Source organism: Acinetobacter tandoii DSM 14970 = CIP 107469 (genome assembly GCF_000400735.1).
Classification (GTDB): Bacteria; Pseudomonadota; Gammaproteobacteria; order Pseudomonadales; family Moraxellaceae; genus Acinetobacter; species Acinetobacter tandoii.
Genome location: NZ_KE007371.1, coordinates 84,702 through 102,441, shown reverse-complemented (window position 1 = coordinate 102,441; position 17,740 = coordinate 84,702). Strand labels below are relative to the sequence as shown.

At 41.4% G+C, this 17,740-nt stretch carries 14 protein-coding genes and 1 pseudogene; 9 read left to right on the top strand and 6 right to left on the bottom strand.

The window, feature by feature from the left end; all coding sequences use genetic code 11:
• Nucleotides 1-5: 5 nt before the first annotated feature.
• From hemW to I593_RS20910, 3 genes are all read left to right on the top strand, one after another.
• Nucleotides 6-1,205 (top strand): radical SAM family heme chaperone HemW, encoded by a 1,200-nt coding sequence (gene hemW / locus I593_RS16180; protein ID WP_016168645.1) that lies wholly within the window; start codon nt 6-8, stop codon nt 1,203-1,205.
• Nucleotides 1,206-1,243: 38 nt separating this feature from the next.
• On the top strand, nt 1,244-1,450 hold the full coding sequence (locus I593_RS20915) for an acyltransferase family protein (protein ID WP_016168644.1): 207 nt from the start codon (nt 1,244-1,246) through the stop codon (nt 1,448-1,450).
• 108 nt (nt 1,451-1,558) lie between these two features.
• Nucleotides 1,559-2,038, top strand: a complete 480-nt coding sequence (locus I593_RS20910; RefSeq protein WP_228130587.1) for a hypothetical protein — start codon at nt 1,559-1,561, stop codon at nt 2,036-2,038.
• Nucleotides 2,039-2,218: 180 nt separating this feature from the next.
• Here the strand turns inward: I593_RS20910 and I593_RS21065 are convergent.
• A pseudogene (locus I593_RS21065) lies at nt 2,219-2,347 on the bottom strand (hypothetical protein); the annotation flags it as partial.
• Nucleotides 2,348-2,696: 349 nt separating this feature from the next.
• Between I593_RS21065 and hchA the strand changes: the two are divergent.
• On the top strand, nt 2,697-3,566 hold the full coding sequence (gene hchA, locus I593_RS16170; RefSeq protein ID WP_016168641.1) for a glyoxalase III HchA: 870 nt from the start codon (nt 2,697-2,699) through the stop codon (nt 3,564-3,566).
• 65 nt (nt 3,567-3,631) lie between these two features.
• Here hchA and I593_RS16165 read toward each other — a convergent pair whose 3' ends face one another.
• Nucleotides 3,632-5,455 (bottom strand): acyl-CoA dehydrogenase C-terminal domain-containing protein, encoded by a 1,824-nt coding sequence (locus I593_RS16165; RefSeq protein ID WP_016168640.1) that lies wholly within the window; start codon nt 5,453-5,455, stop codon nt 3,632-3,634.
• 240 nt (nt 5,456-5,695) lie between these two features.
• Between I593_RS16165 and I593_RS16160 the strand changes: the two genes are divergently transcribed.
• Nucleotides 5,696-8,080: a hypothetical protein gene (locus I593_RS16160; protein WP_016168639.1), complete on the top strand. Its 2,385-nt coding sequence runs from the start codon at nt 5,696-5,698 to the stop codon at nt 8,078-8,080.
• Nucleotides 8,081-8,150: 70 nt separating this feature from the next.
• Here I593_RS16160 and aroE read toward each other — a convergent pair whose 3' ends face one another.
• From aroE to hemF, 3 genes are all read right to left on the bottom strand, one after another.
• Nucleotides 8,151-8,939, bottom strand: coding sequence for a shikimate dehydrogenase (gene aroE / locus I593_RS16155; RefSeq protein ID WP_016168638.1), 789 nt, complete (start codon nt 8,937-8,939; stop codon nt 8,151-8,153).
• A gap of 96 nt (nt 8,940-9,035) precedes the next feature.
• Entirely contained in the window at nt 9,036-9,242 is a 207-nt protein-coding gene (locus I593_RS20165; protein ID WP_016168637.1) for a hypothetical protein, read from the bottom strand.
• A gap of 284 nt (nt 9,243-9,526) precedes the next feature.
• Nucleotides 9,527-10,468: an oxygen-dependent coproporphyrinogen oxidase gene (gene hemF / locus I593_RS16145; protein ID WP_016168636.1), complete on the bottom strand. Its 942-nt coding sequence runs from the start codon at nt 10,466-10,468 to the stop codon at nt 9,527-9,529.
• Between the two features lie 231 nt (nt 10,469-10,699).
• Here hemF and hemN point away from each other — a divergent pair, with 231 nt between their 5' ends.
• The gene (hemN, locus tag I593_RS16140) at nt 10,700-12,070 is read left to right on the top strand and encodes an oxygen-independent coproporphyrinogen III oxidase (RefSeq protein ID WP_016168635.1); all 1,371 of its coding nucleotides are present in this window, start codon (nt 10,700-10,702) and stop codon (nt 12,068-12,070) included.
• 57 nt (nt 12,071-12,127) lie between these two features.
• Here hemN and ribA read toward each other — a convergent pair whose 3' ends face one another.
• Complete coding sequence (gene ribA / locus I593_RS16135) at nt 12,128-12,730, bottom strand: GTP cyclohydrolase II (protein WP_016168634.1); 603 nt, start codon at nt 12,728-12,730, stop codon at nt 12,128-12,130.
• Nucleotides 12,731-13,032: 302 nt separating this feature from the next.
• On the opposite strand from ribA, the gene dxs reads away from it, so the two are divergent.
• The 3 genes from dxs to I593_RS16120 all read left to right on the top strand — a co-directional run.
• Nucleotides 13,033-14,940 carry a 1-deoxy-D-xylulose-5-phosphate synthase gene (gene dxs / locus I593_RS16130; RefSeq protein WP_016168633.1) on the top strand — a complete coding sequence of 636 codons (1,908 nt, stop codon included), beginning with the start codon at nt 13,033-13,035 and terminating at the stop codon, nt 14,938-14,940.
• A gap of 116 nt (nt 14,941-15,056) precedes the next feature.
• Nucleotides 15,057-15,887 (top strand): inositol monophosphatase family protein, encoded by an 831-nt coding sequence (locus I593_RS16125; protein ID WP_016168632.1) that lies wholly within the window; start codon nt 15,057-15,059, stop codon nt 15,885-15,887.
• A gap of 435 nt (nt 15,888-16,322) precedes the next feature.
• Nucleotides 16,323-17,740, top strand: a 1,418-nt coding sequence (locus I593_RS16120; protein WP_016168631.1) for a DEAD/DEAH box helicase, incomplete at its 3' end; no start/stop codon positions are given.

The following is a 17,740-nucleotide window of genomic DNA, read 5'->3' as shown; positions in this document are numbered from 1 at the left end:
CAGTCATGTTAAAATATGCAAGATTCCCGTTGTGCTTTAGAGTCTTTTCCTTGACAGATTTACATCCTGAAAATATTCCGTTGTCTTTATATATTCACATGCCGTGGTGTGTGCGTAAGTGTCCGTATTGCGACTTTAATTCGCATGCGGTGCCAGATGGCAAACTGTCTTTGGATTTGGAGCAACAGTATTTACAGGCTTTGGTTGAGGACTTTAATACCCAAGTTGAATTTGCTCAAGGTCGAGCCATTCATAGCGTATTTATTGGCGGTGGTACGCCCTCGCTCATTTCTGCACAAGGTTATCAATGGTTATTTAGCCAATTAAAAACCTTACTGCCTTTTGAGGCCGATTGTGAAATTACCTTAGAAGCCAATCCGGGTACGGTCGAGCATGATCCTTTTGCCGATTATTTGGCAGCAGGTATTAATCGTCTCTCGATTGGGGTACAAAGTTTTAATACCGAGCATTTAAAAAAGTTGGGACGAATTCACAGCAATGCCGATGCGATTTCTGCGATTGGTTTGGCACGTGATGCAGGATTTCAGCGGATTAATGTGGACTTGATGCATGGTTTGCCTGAACAGACTTTAGAGCAGGCTTTGTTAGATTTAAAGTTGGCGGTAGAAAATGGTGCAACCCATATTTCATGGTATCAATTGACCATTGAACCGAACACGGTATTCTTTAGAACGCAGCCTATTTTACCTGTAGATGATGTACTCGAAGAAATTCAGGTGCAGGGTGAAGCTTATTTAAAAGCACAAGGCTTTATTAACTATGAAGTTTCGGCATGGCGTAAAGAATTACCTTCCGCACATAATTTGAATTACTGGCAGTTTGGCGATTACTTGGCAATCGGGGCAGGGGCACATGCGAAAGTTACCCAGCCAGATGGCGTGTACCGTTTTCAGAAAACCCGCTTACCTAAGGATTATTTAGCCAAAGTTCCTGCGGAGCATGTGCAGTTTAAGCGGATTGAAGCAGATGAATTGCCGTTTGAGTTCATGATGAATGCTTTGCGTTTAAATGATGGAGTTGCTGCTGAAAATTATGCGCAGCGTACAGGTTTGAGTTTGACTGGCTTGGATGAACTTTTAAGTTCTTTACGTGCACGAAAGTTGATGTCGGATGATGAAACACGTTTAGCGTGTACTGAGCAAGGGCATGTATTTTTAAATTCGGTGTTGGAAGAGTTTCTTTGATTTTAAAATTTAACTTTATGTACGTGTATGAGTAGAAAATGGAAAGAAATTTATCGATTGATATTTTGAAAGTCATTTTAGCAATTGCTGTGGTTTTTTTACATACCCGTATTTTTTATGATCTATCGACACTTTTAAGCCATGTTTTCGTGCAGGGAATATTTAGGCTAGCAGTCCCTATTTTTTTAGTCATTACAGGCTATTATTTTGTTTATATTAATAGTCTCCAAAGATATAAAACATGACTGAAACGTATTTTTATTTTGTATGCCGTTTGGATGATCTTTTATTTACCCATATGGTGGACTCAAAGCTTTTCCTATAATCGTTCTGTTTTGTATAATGGTTATTATGTGCTTTGGTATATTCAGGGCGTGTTGTTGGGTGGCTCTATTTTATATTTCTGTAGAGCAATAAATGCGAAAAAGCTTTTTGTTGCGAGTGCTGTTTTATTTTTGTTTGGGGTTATGCTTCAGCAAGTCGGTAATTTACATTTATTTCAGGGAAAAATAGATGCTGAATTAAATACATACACAGTACATCGTAATTTTTTATGGGTGAGTTTCCCCTTTTTGACTTTAGGTTTTCTGCTGAATAAATGTCAGGATAAAATTAAAAATAAAATAACGATCAAGCTTTGGCATGTCATTGTTGTAGTTTTTTTAGTGATCGTAGAATCACTCGCGAATTATTTTTTCATTAGCCAGAAGGAAAGTCTGCATCAGATGTTTTCCTTATTTATTGCTGTACCGATTATCTTTCTATACTTTTTCAATAAAAACATACTAGGGACAAATAAAGAGTTGGCAAGTTTATCGACGGCCATTTTTTAATTCATCCTTTTTTTATTTACCATTTAAAAGGCTATTTTTTAAATCAACAAACCTTATTTAGCTTGGCTGTATTGGCATGTTCAATCTTTGCTGGATTAATATTACTGAAAATGAATAAAAAACTAAAATACTTGTTATAAAAAAGACCGCCTTAGCGGTCTTTTTTATTGAATTTATAACTTAGTAATCAAAATTAAAGTGTTCCGCAGCCAATGAAGTCATGGTACGTGCAGGATTGACCATTGCTTCAGCATGACCTTGTGTACGAGGTAACAAATGCTCAAAGTAAAAGTCAGCGACTTTGACTTTGTACGAATTAGCTTACATCAATTCCCGCTTTTTGCGCCTATGCGCCTCATCCTGATTTTCATATTATGGAGCCATAGAGAGCAGGATGCTCCAATAGAATAACAATAAAGATCTGCACAAGGACGAAGGTAAGACAGGAGTCATACCTCAGCATTGAATATGAAAAACCCCGACAGGATGTCGGGGTTTTTTATTGGCTAAATTTTATTTGTTGTATAGAAAAGCTTTGAATTACATCTTAAAACAGTGCCACTGTGAAACTTTGTTATGCTGAATAAATGAGCTGTAGTGTAAGACTCTAGGTTTCGAAAAGTTGAAAATAACCACGCAATAATAAAGGAGAATTCGCATGGTACAGACCAGCCAAGACCATAATCCAACCCCTGATTTAGCTGAAGATAATGCCTTTTTCCCTTCGCCTTACTCACTTTCTCAATACACTGCCAGTAAAACTGATTTTGATGGCACGGACTATCCAACGCCTTATACTGGGAATAAAAAAATTCTGATGATTGCAAGCGATGAACGCTATTTGCTCATGAAAAATGGCAAATTCTTCTCTACGGGCAACCATCCTGTAGAAACCTTGTTGCCGATGTATCATCTAGATCGTGCAGGTTTCAAAATCGATATTGCGACCTTATCAGGCAATCCTGTCAAGCTTGAAATGTGGGCGATGCCTCATGAAGATGCTGTGGTGCCAGCAACATTCCAAAAATATTTAGCCCAGTTTAAAAAGCCTTTAAAACTTGCAGATGTATTGAAAAATAGTTTAGGTGAGGACTCTCCCTATTTGGCTATTTTTATTCCCGGTGGGCATGGTGCTTTAATTGGTTTACCTCAAAGTGAAGACTTAAAAACTTTACTGAAATGGGCAGTGGACAAAGATAAATTTGTGATTTCTTTGTGCCATGGACCAGCAGGATTATTGGCCGCGGCTGTGAATGAAGCACCAGAAAATTATATTTTCAAAGGCTATAAAATGTGTGTTTTCCCTGATGCACTTGATCAAGGAGCAAACCTAGACATTGGCTATATGCCGGGGGAATTACCTTGGTTATTGGCCGAACGCCTCGAACAACTGGGTGTTGAGGTGGTCAATAAAGAGATGTCAGGACAATGTATTCAAGACCGTAAGTTAATTACAGGTGATAGTCCATTGGCATCGAATACCTTGGGTAAAATGGCAGCTCAGGCTTTATTGGAAGAAGTTCAGTAGAGAAATTAAAAGAGATGCGAAGAATAAAAAGACCGCCTTAGCGGTCTTTTTATTGAGTTTATAACTTAGTAATCAAAACTAAAATGTTCCGCAGCTAATGAGGTCATGGTGCGTGAAGGGTTGACCATCGCTTCAGCATGACCTTGTGTACGTGGTAGCAAACGTTCAAAGTAGAAGTCTGCGACTTTAATTTTAGCTTTATAAAATTCTGGGGTTTCTTGACCTTCACCTGCTGCAAGTTTAGCAGAAGCTACTGCCGCTTGTTGCGCCCAGAAATAAGCCATCATCACATAGCCCGAGAACATGAGGAAGTCTACAGATGCACTTGATACGATATCGCGGTCTTTACGTGCTGCAAGCATAATACGCACAGTTAAAGCATTCCACTGTGCGCAAAGCTTGGTTAAATCCCACGCAAAACGGCGCATGTATTTATTGCGTGCATGTTGACCACAGAATTTTAAAATTTCAGCCGTATAGTCACGAATCACTTTACCTTTAGAGGTCAGTAAAACTTTACGACCAATCAAGTCAAGTGCCTGAACACCTGTAGTTCCTTCGTATAGGGTTGAAATACGTGCATCTCGTGCAATTTGTTCCATCCCCCATTCTTTAATATAACCGTGACCACCATAAACTTGCATACCATGGTTGGCCGCTTCTAAGCCTAATTCTGTTAGAAAGCCTTTTAAAATTGGGGTGTAAAAACCTAAATGATCATCGGCTGCTTCAAAAGCGGCTGTATCACCCAGTGTTAAGGCATCGGCCATTTTATCGGCAATTTGTGCAGCATGATAAATCATGGCACGACCACCTTCAGCAATGGCTTTTTGAGTCAACAACATGCGACGCACATCTGCATGGTGAATAATCGCATCTGCGACTTTTTCAGGGTCTTTTTTACCTGAAAGGGCACGCATCGACATACGTTCTTTGGCATAAGGCAACGCGCCTTGGAAAGACAATTCGGCATGTGCAATACCTTGAATCGCGGTCCCAATACGTGCAGTATTCATAAAGGTGAACATGGCATGTAAGCCTTTGTTCGGTTCACCGATTAAATAACCTACAGCATTATCAAAGTTTAAGACCGCTGTTGCAGAAGCTCGAATCCCCATCTTATGTTCAATTGAACCACACGTTACAGGGTTGCGTTCACCGAGGCTACCATCCTCATTCACCAAAAATTTAGGCACAATGAACAGAGAAATACCTTTGGTGCCAGCAGGTGCATCTGGAAGGCGGGCGAGAACGATGTGAATGATGTTTTCAGTTAAATCCTGTTCACCCGCAGAGATGAAAATTTTGGTGCCTGAAATATTATAGGTACCATCGCTATTTGGCTCTGCTTTGGTTTTGACTTGGCCTAAGTCTGTACCACATTGTGGTTCTGTTAAACACATGGTACCTGACCATGTTCCTGCAACCAAATTTGGCATATACAGGTTTTTTTGTTCGTCTGTACCAAACTGTAAAATGGTGTTCATACAGCCAATACTTAAACCTGGGTACATCTGGAATGACCAGTTTGCCGTCCCCATCATTTCCGATTTAATCAAGTTTAAAGATTGTGGTAAGTTTTGACCGCCAAATTCCTCAGGGAAAGATAAACCTTGCCAACCACCTTGGACAAATTGGTCATAGGCTTCTTTAAAACCTTTTGGTGTTTTCACTTCTCCATTGTCAAAATGGCAACCTTCTTCATCGCCAGATTGGTTAATGGGAGAAAGTACGTTTTCACAAAAATCCGCTGCACCTTCTAGAATCATGTCTACAGTGTCAGCATCAGCGAGTTCGCCGTTGGATAAAGTTTTGTAATGTGCTGGGTAGTCAAACACTTCATTCATTAAAAAACGAATGTCGTGTAGGGGAGCTTTATATGCTGGCATGATATTAATCCTAATTTAGAAATAGTTTTGGATTATCCGAATCGATAATTTGATTATTCACATTAGTTATAAAAATACATTGATAGTGTAGCCCAATAAAAATGTCAGAAAGGCTAATTAAAGTAAAAAATGTTATCAAAATATTGTATTTTTTTGCTACAGTATCTGCGGTCTTTTGATCATTTAATCAATTTTTTTGATGTCTTAAAGTATAAATAAATAAGGGGTTTAAAAAAACCTATGCGTTTAAAATATTTAAGTTGCTGTCTTTTAAGTTTGAGCATAGTCGGTTGCTCTCAGCATGTCATAAAATCCAATTCGAATACATCTAATTCGACCAATACCTCTTTGGAACAACAAGCGGTTACTGGCGTCAATGCGATGTATGAATATCCGAGTTACGATTATCGCGGTAACATGGGTTTCCAGTTTGATACCAGTAAAGGCAAAATTGCCAATACTCAAACAACTTCTAATTCGACGCAGAATTTAGACCCCGCCATTCAAAAGCAGTTAGATCAGTACTTAAAACAACAAAAGTTGTCGTTGAGTAAACAAGAGAAGCAGGTCTTGTATGAGGCGATTCTTGCAGAGCAAAGCCCGTATTCTTACGGTCAAGGTTCGGATTCATCATCTGCCCGCATTGCTGCAGGTCTGATGAATTTTATGAATGATTTAAAAATTAGCTATGATGGTTCGGTACATTATCGAGACAAAATGGCATCTTTAAATCTGGTGGCCAAATATCAAAAACCAACGCTATTGGTTGAAGCGAAGCTCCCAATGGTGGTGGATTTTCAAAACTATAAGTTCTATGCCAACTATTTTGCGTTCATGCCGTACTTGGTCAATAAAGACAGTCAGGCATCTTTTGCATATTTAGATTTTTCCAAATATAAACAAGATCTGGATCGTGTAAATGTGCCTAAACTGGTCGATTACCTGAAACAGATGAATGCTTTGCCTTATGTATTGGCAGATACTAAACAATTGCAGCGTATGCATGTTTCAGCATCAGAAAAACAACAGGGCATCAGCAATAAAATCCGCTATCAAGGTGATTTGGGCAATTTAATGCTGCAAATGAGTTTGTTTGAGCAGATTAATAAACCATACCTTACTCAGCGAGTCATGGGCGTGGTTGAAACTGATACCGCTAGTGAAGATGCTTCAACTGTAGCAGAAGAGGCCGAAAAAGCTGCAGACGCAGCGGTTGCAGCAAGCAGTGAATCAGTGAGTGCACAAGCCTACGCATCTTCAGAGCGTGTAGCAACCTTAATTAATAATCGTTTGGATGAGTTGTTATATCCAGAGCAAGAATCAACTGATGCATCTGAACATACAGAAGAGGTTGCCGAAGCGCAGGAAGAAACTGTTGAAGATGAAGTAGCAGAAGATATTGCTACGGGTGCAGTTGCTGCAGCATCATCAAGTCAACTTTTATCGGAACAGGCATGTGAAGCATTGTTGAGCAGTAAAAAACATCTCGCAATTGGTGATGTAACTTACTGTCAAGATATCTATGGCATCAAGTTGCTACAAACAGCGCAAGGTAAAGCGAAATCAACCGCTTCTGCTTCTGCACTGGAGCAAAAAGTGTTGGCGATGCAAGAGGTAGAACATATTTTTGAACCTTATGTTAGCGATCAATTAACCGATGTGCAGGCGTTTAAAGCGCTTTGGATTAAGCATCAACCTGAAATTCAGGCTGCTTTAGCGGAAAGTGGGCAGGCTATGCCAGTCACTATAGATGTGGCGTTGGATAATCAAGGTCGTGCAGTAGATTTGGCATATCAATTACAATTTGCTGATGAGACCATTGGGAACTTCGGTATCAATCTAGATATGCAAGTCTCGAATTATGGACATGGTACACCGATTGATAAAAAAGCATTACGCGATGCCAAATCGGTTGAGGAAGTCACCAAAGGCTCAATGCTAGAAAATGTAGTGACAGGCTTTACCAAATCGTTAGGTATGTCTGGAACTGGTGTAGATGGACAGCAGGGAGAACAGTTGAGCTTTGATCAGCAGTTGTCGGACTTGGCAGAAAAAACTTTTGCAAACACAGGTTCTTATATTAAGACTTACCAATCGGTCTTCGTCTTGATGCTGTCTGCAAACCGCCCTGAAATAGTGAAGAATTATAGCAATAGCGAGTTAAATGAAATTGCAGAAGTCTATGCTTACCGTTTCAATGACCGTTTAGAAGAGCCGAAAGGCAAAGCTTTAACTCGTTTGAATAGCCTGAAAGCAAAGCACAAATTACTAGATCCAGATCAGTTTGATGAGTTGGGTTATAGCGCTGCGCGTATTGTTCAAGACGCTTCGGAAGGTGCGAAAGAATATCAGGCATGGAACAAGCGAGTTCAGCAGTATAAAACGCCGCAAGCGGTCTTTGCAGATTATTATATTGAGTTATTTAAGGATGACTATGAGCTCAATGCTGAGCAAACCAAAACCTTAAAAAGTGCGGCAGCGGTACTGGGTCAAGCATTTGCAGATGATCGTAAGGATAAACTTTCCGAGCAATCTATTGCCAAGTTAAACAAAGACCACGATGGTTTTATGGATTATGATCTGTATGAAAAAGCGTATGTCGCTGTGGTTAAGCATTTGAAATAAAGTTATGTATTCAAAAAAGCCAACCCCAGTCGGTTGGCTTTTTTATTTTCTCAAGGGTGTGCTTGAGTGATTAAAGGAAATCTTTTAATTCAGGTTTCACCCCATTCCAAATGGAAAATGCTTCTATAGCTTGCCCAACTAACATGCCAAACCCTTCAGAACTTGGGATACCGCGTGCTTTGGCTTGGTCAAGAAAACTGGAGGGTTTACCGTAAGCCATTTCGTAAGCATGGTGAAAAATCAGTTGCTCTGGAAGGATTAAGGTTTCACCACTCAAACTGGCAGAAGTGGCATTAATCACCAGATCAAATTCTCCAGTTAAGGTAGTGAGTGCTGTCGCACTGAGTTCAGCTTGTGGCACATGCTGTTGTAAATCTGTCACCAGTTGTTCCGCACGAGATAGTGTACGGTTGGCGATCACGATGTGTTTCGCGCCTGCTTGTACCAAAGGATAAATCACACCACGGGTGGCCCCACCTGCACCTAAAATTAAGATGCGGCTTTGCGTGAGTGACCAACCCAAAGCATGGATGGCATCGACCAGACCTTGACCATCGGTATTGTCGCCATGAAGTATGCCATCTTGCATCCATAGCGTATTGACGGCTTTGGCAATTTTGGCTCGTTCGGTCAGTACCTGACATTGTGCAAAGGCTTGCTCTTTAAATGGAACAGTGACATTCATACCACTGCCACCATGAGCGAAAAAATCTTGCACACTGGCTTCAAAGCCATCTAGAGGGGCTAAGCGTTTGCTGTAGCGGAGGTCGATGCCTGTTTTTGCTGCAAAGGCATGATGAAGTTCAGGGGAACGAGACTGTTCAATCGGGTTGCCGATGACAGCGAATTGTTTGCTCATCGCACAAAATCCATGTGAGAAATGCCGTTCAATATACGGCAAATTGCACTCAGGCTAAAGCGCTAACCTATTTTTTCTGGGGTGGAAATCAAGTGCTTATGGATTACAAATATTGTGAATCGTATCAAAGATGAGTTTTGCAGTAGTCAGTGCTAAGCCAATCGCTGCAAGTACGGCAATACTGATCGAAGCATTATCATTGAATGCACTTTCAGAAAAAATAGTCGTACTAATTGAACTCAGGAAGACAATAGCAAAGCAGGAAAAAACCATGATGGTTGAACTAACTCTTTTTGTGAACATGTTAGAGACCTCAGATGACAGCACAGAACGATACGAGATTTTCATGTCATTAAAATGAATATATTAAAAATACCTTCTTTTAGTTTATGTATTTTTAAACCGTAAAGAGCGGGAATGCTGTTTTAAAGCGGTGACAGTATTTTTGATAAATGCAAAGAATAGACATTTTTGTAGAAGACATTCTACGGGGAGTTTGTGGGGAAATATACCAATCTAATCTATAAGTCGCCCTGATCTGGTTAAAAAGGGCGTACTTAAGGTTTCAAAATTGTAAGTCCGTGTGTCTATTTGAGTAGATTGAGCCAATCTTGAGGTTTTAAATAATAATCCGTGAGTTTTTTCTCGGCAGAGTCTGCCTCCCATTCAGGGCGATATGACCAACCCGCTAAATTAGGCAAACTGACCAAAATTGATTCAACTCGTCCGCCTGTTTGTAACCCAAATAATGTGCCACGGTCATAAACCAGATTGTATTCGACATAACGACCACGACGGTAAAGCTGGAATTCACGTTGTGCTTCAGTATAAGGTTTATCTTGATTTTTTTGGAAAATTGGCAGGATCGCGTTTAGGTAACCATTGCCCACCGCTTGAATGTAGTTAAAACAGGTTTCAAAGTCCCATTGATTTAAATCATCAAAGAACAAACCACCAACACCACGTTGTTCATCACGATGCTTTAAATAGAAATAGTCATCACACCATTGCTTATGCTCGGCGTAGACGCCATCGCCAAATGGAGCACATAAGTCATACGCCGTTTGATGCCAAGACAGTACATCTTCATCGTTAGGATAAAATGGGGTGAGGTCAAAACCACCTCCAAACCACCAGATTGGGTCTTGTCCTTCAGGCTCCGCTACAAATAACCGTACATTGGCATGTGAAGTCGGCACATTCGGATTTTTAGGATGAATCACTAAAGACACCCCCATGGCTTGGGCTTTTGCACCTGCAATTGAAGGATGACGTTCAGTGGCAGAAGCAGGCAGTTTGGAAATGTTGATGTGTGAGAACATCACACCACCTTTTTCAATCACTGTACCATTTTGTAATACGCGTGAACGTCCGCCACCGCCTTCAGGGCGTTGCCAATCATCAATGATAAATTCAGCAGTTCCACCGCCAGCACGTTCTTGTTGTTCTAAGCTAGCACAAATACGGGCTTGTAAATCGAGAAGAAAGTCACGAACACGTTGAATATCTGTGGACGTTGGATGTTGCATCTCAACCCTCTAAAAAATAATAAAAGTTGCCCTAACATGTAACATAAAATCATAAAAAAATTAAGGTTTTTTCTTATTTGGATAAATAAGTTGGTTGGTTTGAATTACAGTATCTATCTGATCTCATAGAAATTATCCCGACTAAAAGGCTAGGTTGAATTCTGAATTTAAGCTCCGCACAATAGAGGAAACACGCCTGTTGTATCAGGCAGAGATTCTGATGAGGCATCCATGACTCAAGCCAATTCCCTTATTCAAAAGTACAATGTTGCAGGTCCACGCTATACCAGTTATCCAACTGTGCCGTATTGGGAAGAGCAAGATTTTAGTTTGGTGCAGTGGAAGCAAAGCCTAAAGCGAGCATTTGATGAATCGAATGCCCGAGAAGGCATTAGTTTGTATATCCATCTGCCGTTTTGTGAAAGCCTATGTACCTTTTGTGGCTGCCACAAACGAGTCACCAAAAAGCATGAGATGGAACAGCCTTACATTCAAGCAGTGTTAAAAGAGTGGGACTTGTACTGTCAGTTGTTGGTCGAAAAACCCATTATCAAAGAAATTCATTTGGGCGGTGGCACACCGACTTTCTTTTCGGCCGAACATTTAACTCAACTTATCCAAGGCATTTTGTCGCAAGCGGAAATCTCGGACGAATATGAATTTAGTTTTGAAGGGCATCCGAACAATACCACGCGTGAACATCTGCAAGCCCTATATGACCTTGGTTTCCGCCGTGTCAGCTACGGAGTGCAGGATTATAATGAAAAAGTACAAAAAGCCATTCATCGCATTCAACCCTTTGCGCATGTACAACAAGTGACGGGCTGGGCGCGAGACATTGGTTATACCTCTATCTCGCATGATTTGGTGTTTGGCCTGCCTTTCCAAGATTTAACCGATGTTTTACATACCATTGATCAAACCAATCTGTTACGTCCAGACCGTTTGGCATTTTATAGTTATGCGCATGTGCCTTGGATTAAAGGCAATGGACAACGTGGTTTTAAAGATCAGGATGTCCCCAAAGACGAATTAAAACGCCAGCTCTATGAAGAGGGTAAGAAAAAACTGCTGGCACAGGGTTATTATGAAATTGGCATGGACCATTTTGCTTTGTCACACGACAAAATGTATCAAGCCTTTCAGCACGCAAATTTACATCGTAATTTTATGGGGTATTCCTCATCCAAAACTCAGGTCATGATTGGTTTGGGGCTTTCGTCCATCAGTGATAGTTTGTACAGCTTTGCGCAAAATGAAAAAACTTTAGAAGATTATTATGCGCGTCTAGAGCAAAATGAAATACCTGTCTATCGTGGCCATATTTTAAGCGATGAAGATTTGGTCATTCGGCAACATATTCTGAATTTAATGTGTACCTTTACGACGTCATGGAAGGACAAAGCTCAGCGATTTCCAGAATTACCACAGGTGTTACAACAACTAGAAGAAATGCAAAAAGATGGCTTGTTAACGATTGAAGCAGATCATATTCAAATTACTGAGCAGGGCAAACCTTTTGTGCGAAATATTTGTATGGCATTCGATTTGCGTTTAAGTCGAAAAATGCCGAATAACCGTATTTTCTCGATGACGATTTAGCTGACTTAAATGCTGTTATTGATTGAAAAATGTGCAAATAAATCAGGCGAGGATGACTTAAAAGTCATCCTTTTTATACATATGTGCCATGCGTTCATGTTTGGTTTTTAAATAATCTTCATTGAACGGATTTAAACCCACCGTTAATGGTACACGGTCAATTACATTAATGCCAAGATCGGTTAATGCTTTAATCTTTAATGGATTATTGGTAACCAAGCGAACTTCTTTGATATTGAGATGATCCAACATAATACTACACATATCATAGCGACGTGCATCGGCAGGCAAATTCAGCATGAGGTTGGCATCAACGGTATCATGTCCTTGATCTTGCAGGGCATAGGCACGAATTTTATTGGTAAGACCAATGCCACGACCTTCCTGACGCAAGTAGAGAATGACGCCTTGTCCGACTTCATTAATGAGTTTCTGGGTGGCTTGTAATTGCGGGCCACAGTCACATTTTAATGAGGCAAAAGCATCGCCAGTCAAACATTCCGAGTGAATGCGAACCAATACTGGACCCGTTGGTGGTGTATCGAGTCCTTTAGAGAGCGCAACATGTTCTTCACCCGTTTTCGGGTCTTGAAAGACCGTAATTTTAAATTCACCAAAAGCAGTGGGAAGGCGAGACGTTGCGACAAATTCTATAGGCACTGTTTAACCCGTTAAATAGTTTATAAATTGACTAAAGTATAGCGTAATGCTTGGACATTAGTAGAATAGTCACATTGAAAATGTATGCAAGATTTTCTTTTTTGTAGAAAGCGAACGATAATAGTTGATAAATAGCTATATTATTCAGGATAATCTACGCACCAAAAAACGCCAATTGAGTTTTGTACTCAAGTACGCATCGCCAGAAATGTGGCTGATTGAAGGTGATATCATCCCACGATGATCAAGTAACCCATTTACCTAGCTTAGGATTTGCCAGGCTTTAGAAGGCTTTGCCACATATGTTGTATACAGAAATACCAACTCAACGCCCTGTAACACCGTTGCTGGATACGATCGATCATCCACAACAACTACGTTTGCTCGCGCGTGATCAACTACCACAAGTGGCGGATGAGTTACGTCAATTTATTTTGTATGCAGCTGGACAAAGCGGCGGACATTTTGGCGCGAACTTGGGGGTCATTGAGTTAACAGTTGCCTTGCATTACTGTTTTAATACGCCAGATGATCGCCTCATTTGGGATGTGGGTCATCAGGCTTATCCACATAAAGCCTTAACAGGTCGTCGTGAGTTATTAACCACCATTCGTGCTAAAGATGGTCTAGCAGCATTCCCTGTGCGAGATGAATCGATTTTTGATACTTTTGGGGTTGGCCACTCATCTACTGCAATTTCAGCGGGGCTGGGAATGGCATTAGCGCGTCGCTACCAACAAAATCCTTGTGATGTGGTCGCGATTGTAGGTGATGGTGCTATGACTGCGGGCATGGCATTTGAAGCCATGAATGACGCCGTGGCGCATAATGCTGACTTGATGGTGGTACTCAACGACAACGATATGTCGATTTCGTGCAGTACGGGTGGTTTTGCCAAGCATTTGGCAGCAATTTGGGAAAGTGGTCAGTCAGTACATATTTCAGAACAAGGCGAAGCTTACGTACAACCACATCCAAAATGGTCATATAACTCACGCTTACATCAATCCGCAACAGAAGCTGCTGACAATCTGTTTAAAGCGATTGGTTTTGATTATTTTGGACCCTTTGATGGCCATAATGTCAAAGAGTTGACGCAAGTTTTTGATGCTTTGAAAAAACGCAGTGGACCACGCTTAATTCACGTTTATACCAAAAAAGGCAAAGGCTTTGCGCCTGCTGAAGCAGAACAAATTAAATACCACGCCATTAGCAAAATAAATGCCAAGGCGGCACCGCAAACAGCGCCTAAATATTCAGATGTATTTGGTCAGTGGTTATGTGATCAAGCAGCACAAGATACACGTTTATTAGCGATTACGCCTGCCATGTGCGAAGGCTCAGGTATGGTCAAGTTTGCGCAGCAATATCCAGAGCGTTTCTTTGACGTGGCGATTGCAGAACAACATGCAGTGACACTGGCTGCTGGAATGGCGTGTGAAGGCTTAAAACCTGTGGTCGCCATCTATTCCACCTTCTTGCAGCGTGGTTATGATCAGTTGATCCATGATGTGGCATTACAAAATCTGGATGTGACGTTTGGTATTGATCGTGCAGGTTTGGTCGGTGAAGACGGCCCAACGCATGCAGGAGCATATGACTATGCCTTCATGCGAACTGTGCCGAATATGGTCATCATGGCACCGAAAGACGAAAATGAATGTCGTCAGATGTTGCATACTGCATATTTATATCCAGGACCAGCAGCGGTACGTTATCCGCGTGGTAATGGCTTAGGTGTGGAAATACAGCAGCACATGACTGAACTAGAAATAGGGCGTGCTGAAATTGTCTTGCAATTGAACGAAACTGCCGATGAACAGATCAGCATTCTGGCTTTTGGTAGTCGTGTTGCGGCATCTGTAGAGGCTGCACGTAGTCTGGCACAGCAACTGGATGTTGGCGTGCGTGTGGTCAATATGCGTTTTGTGAAACCTTTAGATGAACAGATATTGTCGCGCTTAGCCGATCAAACTCAATTGTTTGTCACCGTGGAAGAACATGCAGTAATGGCGGGTGCGGGTAGTGCAGTCAATGAATATTTGGCACAAGCGCAAATTGTTAAGCCGATGCTGAATTTAGGTTTGGCTGATAACTTTATGCATCAGGCAACACACAATCAAATGTTGCAACAAGCAGGCCTAGATGCACAAGGTATTGTTAAATCAATAGAATCAGCATGGTTAAAGTTTGTACAAAGTATAGGCTAATCAAAAACTAAATTTTCGAAACATTTTTTCCCTAAAAGCGCTTATATTTGTTAAGATATAGGGGCTTTTATGCATTATTCTTTAATCAATATCTTCAAATTTGTAGTGGGTGTTCAATGGAACCTATGGTGGTGATGGCTGCGCGTGCGGCTCAAACAGTCGGTCAAGAGCTTTTAAAAGCGCATCAAAATCGTCATAAACTTGATCTACAAGTCGAAGAAAAAGGAATTGATGGGCCTGTAACGCGTGTAGACCGTTATTTGGAACAATTGACCATCGATACGCTACGTAAAAGCTATAAAAACCACAGTTTCCTTGGTGAAGAGTTTGGTTATCAAGAAGGTAAAGGTCACGACGCAGATTGGTGTTGGATCATTGACCCACTTGATGGCACTTTAAACTTCATTAATGGTGTTCCTCATTTCTGTATCTCTATTGCAGTTCAACATAAAGGCATTACTCAACACGGTGTAATTTACGACCCTGTGAAAGATGAGTTGTTCTCTGCGAGTCGTGGTCGTGGTGCCATGATGAATCAACGCCGTATTCGTGTAAATGTGAAAGACAGCCTTGAAAATACATTCATGTCTGTAGGACATGCTTACCGCGCAAAACGTAATGGTGAAGTGATTTCTTATGCAAAAAATCATTTTGCTTCATTGTTAAATGTAACTGAAGCTGGTGCGCAATATCGTCGTACAGGTTCAGCAGCATTAGATTTGGCGTATGTAGCAGCGGGTCGTTTCGATGCTTATTTCGAACTCGGTCTAAAGCCTTGGGACATCGCAGCAGGCGAATTGATTGTGAAAGAAGCGGGCGGCACTGTGGTTGATGCACGTGGCGGTAGCGACTCTATGGAAAATGGTCAAGTACTTGCATGTTCAATGAAAATGTTAAAGCCATTAATGCAGGCAGTCGTGCCAGCGTGGGGCGAAGCAGCAAAGTAATTGAATGATTACCTGATCAAGTGACGATAAAAAAGCTCTCAATTTTGAGGGCTTTTTTATATAAAATTCCAAGCTTTAATTGCATCTTTAAATAATATTTTTTAAAAAAATGGTAAAAGTCGATTAAAAAAGGTGACTTTTAAAAATATGCTGTTATAATCTTGCCACGCACTAAATTTCGTTCATTACCTGAACATTCTCTTCTATCATTGTGTATGCGCGTCCGGTCCAAAGAGAGGACATTATTTCGCGCCCCACCCAATCGCTTAAGCGATTCCTTCAGGTTGCGGCTGTAATCAAATGTGCGTTATACGCATCGTCGTTCTCGGATCGCCGCTGATTCTATATTTTCAGCGATTATTGCTGTGCCGCTTTTTGCCGATGTCCATCTGACTTTATTTTAATGGAGCACCCAGTTTTCGGGTGAAAAACTCTATGAGCAAAACTTTTGCTGAATTTTCTTTACATGAATCGTTACAACAAGCTCTACAAAGCCTAGGTTTTACATCTCCTACGCCGGTACAGGAACAATCGATTCCTGCTGCTTTAGAAGGTAAAGACCTTCTTGTATCAAGCCAAACAGGTTCAGGTAAAACTGCGGCGTTTTTACTTCCAACGTTAAACGCACTTGCAGGTCAAGAGACTTTCGTTCCGTTCAAAGAACGTATGAAAGCAATTACCCAACCAAATATTTTAGTACTTTGCCCAACACGTGAGTTGGCGCAACAAGTAAGCCAAGACGCAATTGCATTTGTACGTCACATGAAAGGTGCACGTATTGCTGCGATCATGGGCGGTATGCCATTTGGCAAGCAAATCCAACAGTTAAAAGGTGCACAAGTTGTGGTTGCGACACCAGGTCGTTTACTTGACCTTGTGAACCGTCGTCAAATCAAACTTGATAAAGTTGATGCATTAATTGTTGACGAAGCTGACCGTATGCTTGATCTAGGCTTCTCTGAAGACTTAGAAGCGATTAGCGATCTTGCGGCAAACCGTAAACAAACATTAATGTTCTCTGCAACATTTGCACCACGTATCATCACTCTTGCTGAACGCATGATGAATGATCCTGAGCGTATTGCAATTGAAACAGGTCATTCTACCAATACAGACATCACTCAGACTCTACACTGGACTGATGGTTTTGAGCACAAGAAAAAACTTTTAACTCATTGGTTGAGTGAAGAAGATCTTGATCAAGCTGTTGTTTTCGCGTCTACACAAGAAGACACAGACATGCTTGCTGAAGAATTGGCTGAAGCGGGTCACTCAGTAGTTGCACTTCACGGTGCAATGCCACAAACCGTGCGTAACCGTCGTTTACGTAGTATTCGTGAAGGTCGCGCAAAAATCTTGGTTGCAACTGACGTTGCGGCGCGTGGTTTAGACGTACCAACGATTTCACACGTAATCAACTTTGGTCTGCCAATGAAGAACGAAGACTATGTACACCGTATTGGTCGTACAGGTCGTGCAGGTCGTACAGGTAAAGCAATTACTTTGGCAACTTACCGTGAACGCGGCAAAATCCGTGCTTTAGAAGATTACTTAGATGCTCGTTTAGAAGTTTCTGAAATCGAAGGCTTAGAGCCATCTCCACCTCCAGCACGTTCTGGTCGTGATGGTGGTCGTGGTCGCAATGGCGGTGGTCGTCGTGAAGGTGGTCGTGGCGGTTTCGGCGGTGGTCGTCGTTTTGAAGGTGAATCTAACTTCAAACGTCGTGAAGGTGGTCGTGATGGCGACCGTCCACAGCGTTCATTTGGTGGTGAAGATCGTCCACGTCGTGAATTCAACAATGATCGTCCACGCCGTGAAGGTGGTTTCGAAGACCGTCCACGTCGCGAATTTAA

Excerpts from the sequence above, each read along its gene's own strand:
- hemW (WP_016168645.1), top strand. The coding sequence starts at position 6 with ATGTTAAAATATGCAAGATTCCCGTTGTGCTTTAGAGTCTTTTCCTTG.
- I593_RS20915 (WP_016168644.1), top strand. The coding sequence starts at position 1,244 with ATGGAAAGAAATTTATCGATTGATATTTTGAAAGTCATTTTAGCAATT.
- hchA (WP_016168641.1), top strand. The coding sequence starts at position 2,697 with ATGGTACAGACCAGCCAAGACCATAATCCAACCCCTGATTTAGCTGAA.
- I593_RS16165 (WP_016168640.1), bottom strand. The coding sequence starts at position 5,455 with ATGCCAGCATATAAAGCTCCCCTACACGACATTCGTTTTTTAATGAAT.
- I593_RS16160 (WP_016168639.1), top strand. The coding sequence starts at position 5,696 with ATGCGTTTAAAATATTTAAGTTGCTGTCTTTTAAGTTTGAGCATAGTC.
- aroE (WP_016168638.1), bottom strand. The coding sequence starts at position 8,939 with ATGAGCAAACAATTCGCTGTCATCGGCAACCCGATTGAACAGTCTCGT.
- I593_RS20165 (WP_016168637.1), bottom strand. The coding sequence starts at position 9,242 with ATGTTCACAAAAAGAGTTAGTTCAACCATCATGGTTTTTTCCTGCTTT.
- hemF (WP_016168636.1), bottom strand. The coding sequence starts at position 10,468 with ATGCAACATCCAACGTCCACAGATATTCAACGTGTTCGTGACTTTCTT.
- hemN (WP_016168635.1), top strand. The coding sequence starts at position 10,700 with ATGACTCAAGCCAATTCCCTTATTCAAAAGTACAATGTTGCAGGTCCA.
- dxs (WP_016168633.1), top strand. The coding sequence starts at position 13,033 with ATGTTGTATACAGAAATACCAACTCAACGCCCTGTAACACCGTTGCTG.
- I593_RS16125 (WP_016168632.1), top strand. The coding sequence starts at position 15,057 with ATGGAACCTATGGTGGTGATGGCTGCGCGTGCGGCTCAAACAGTCGGT.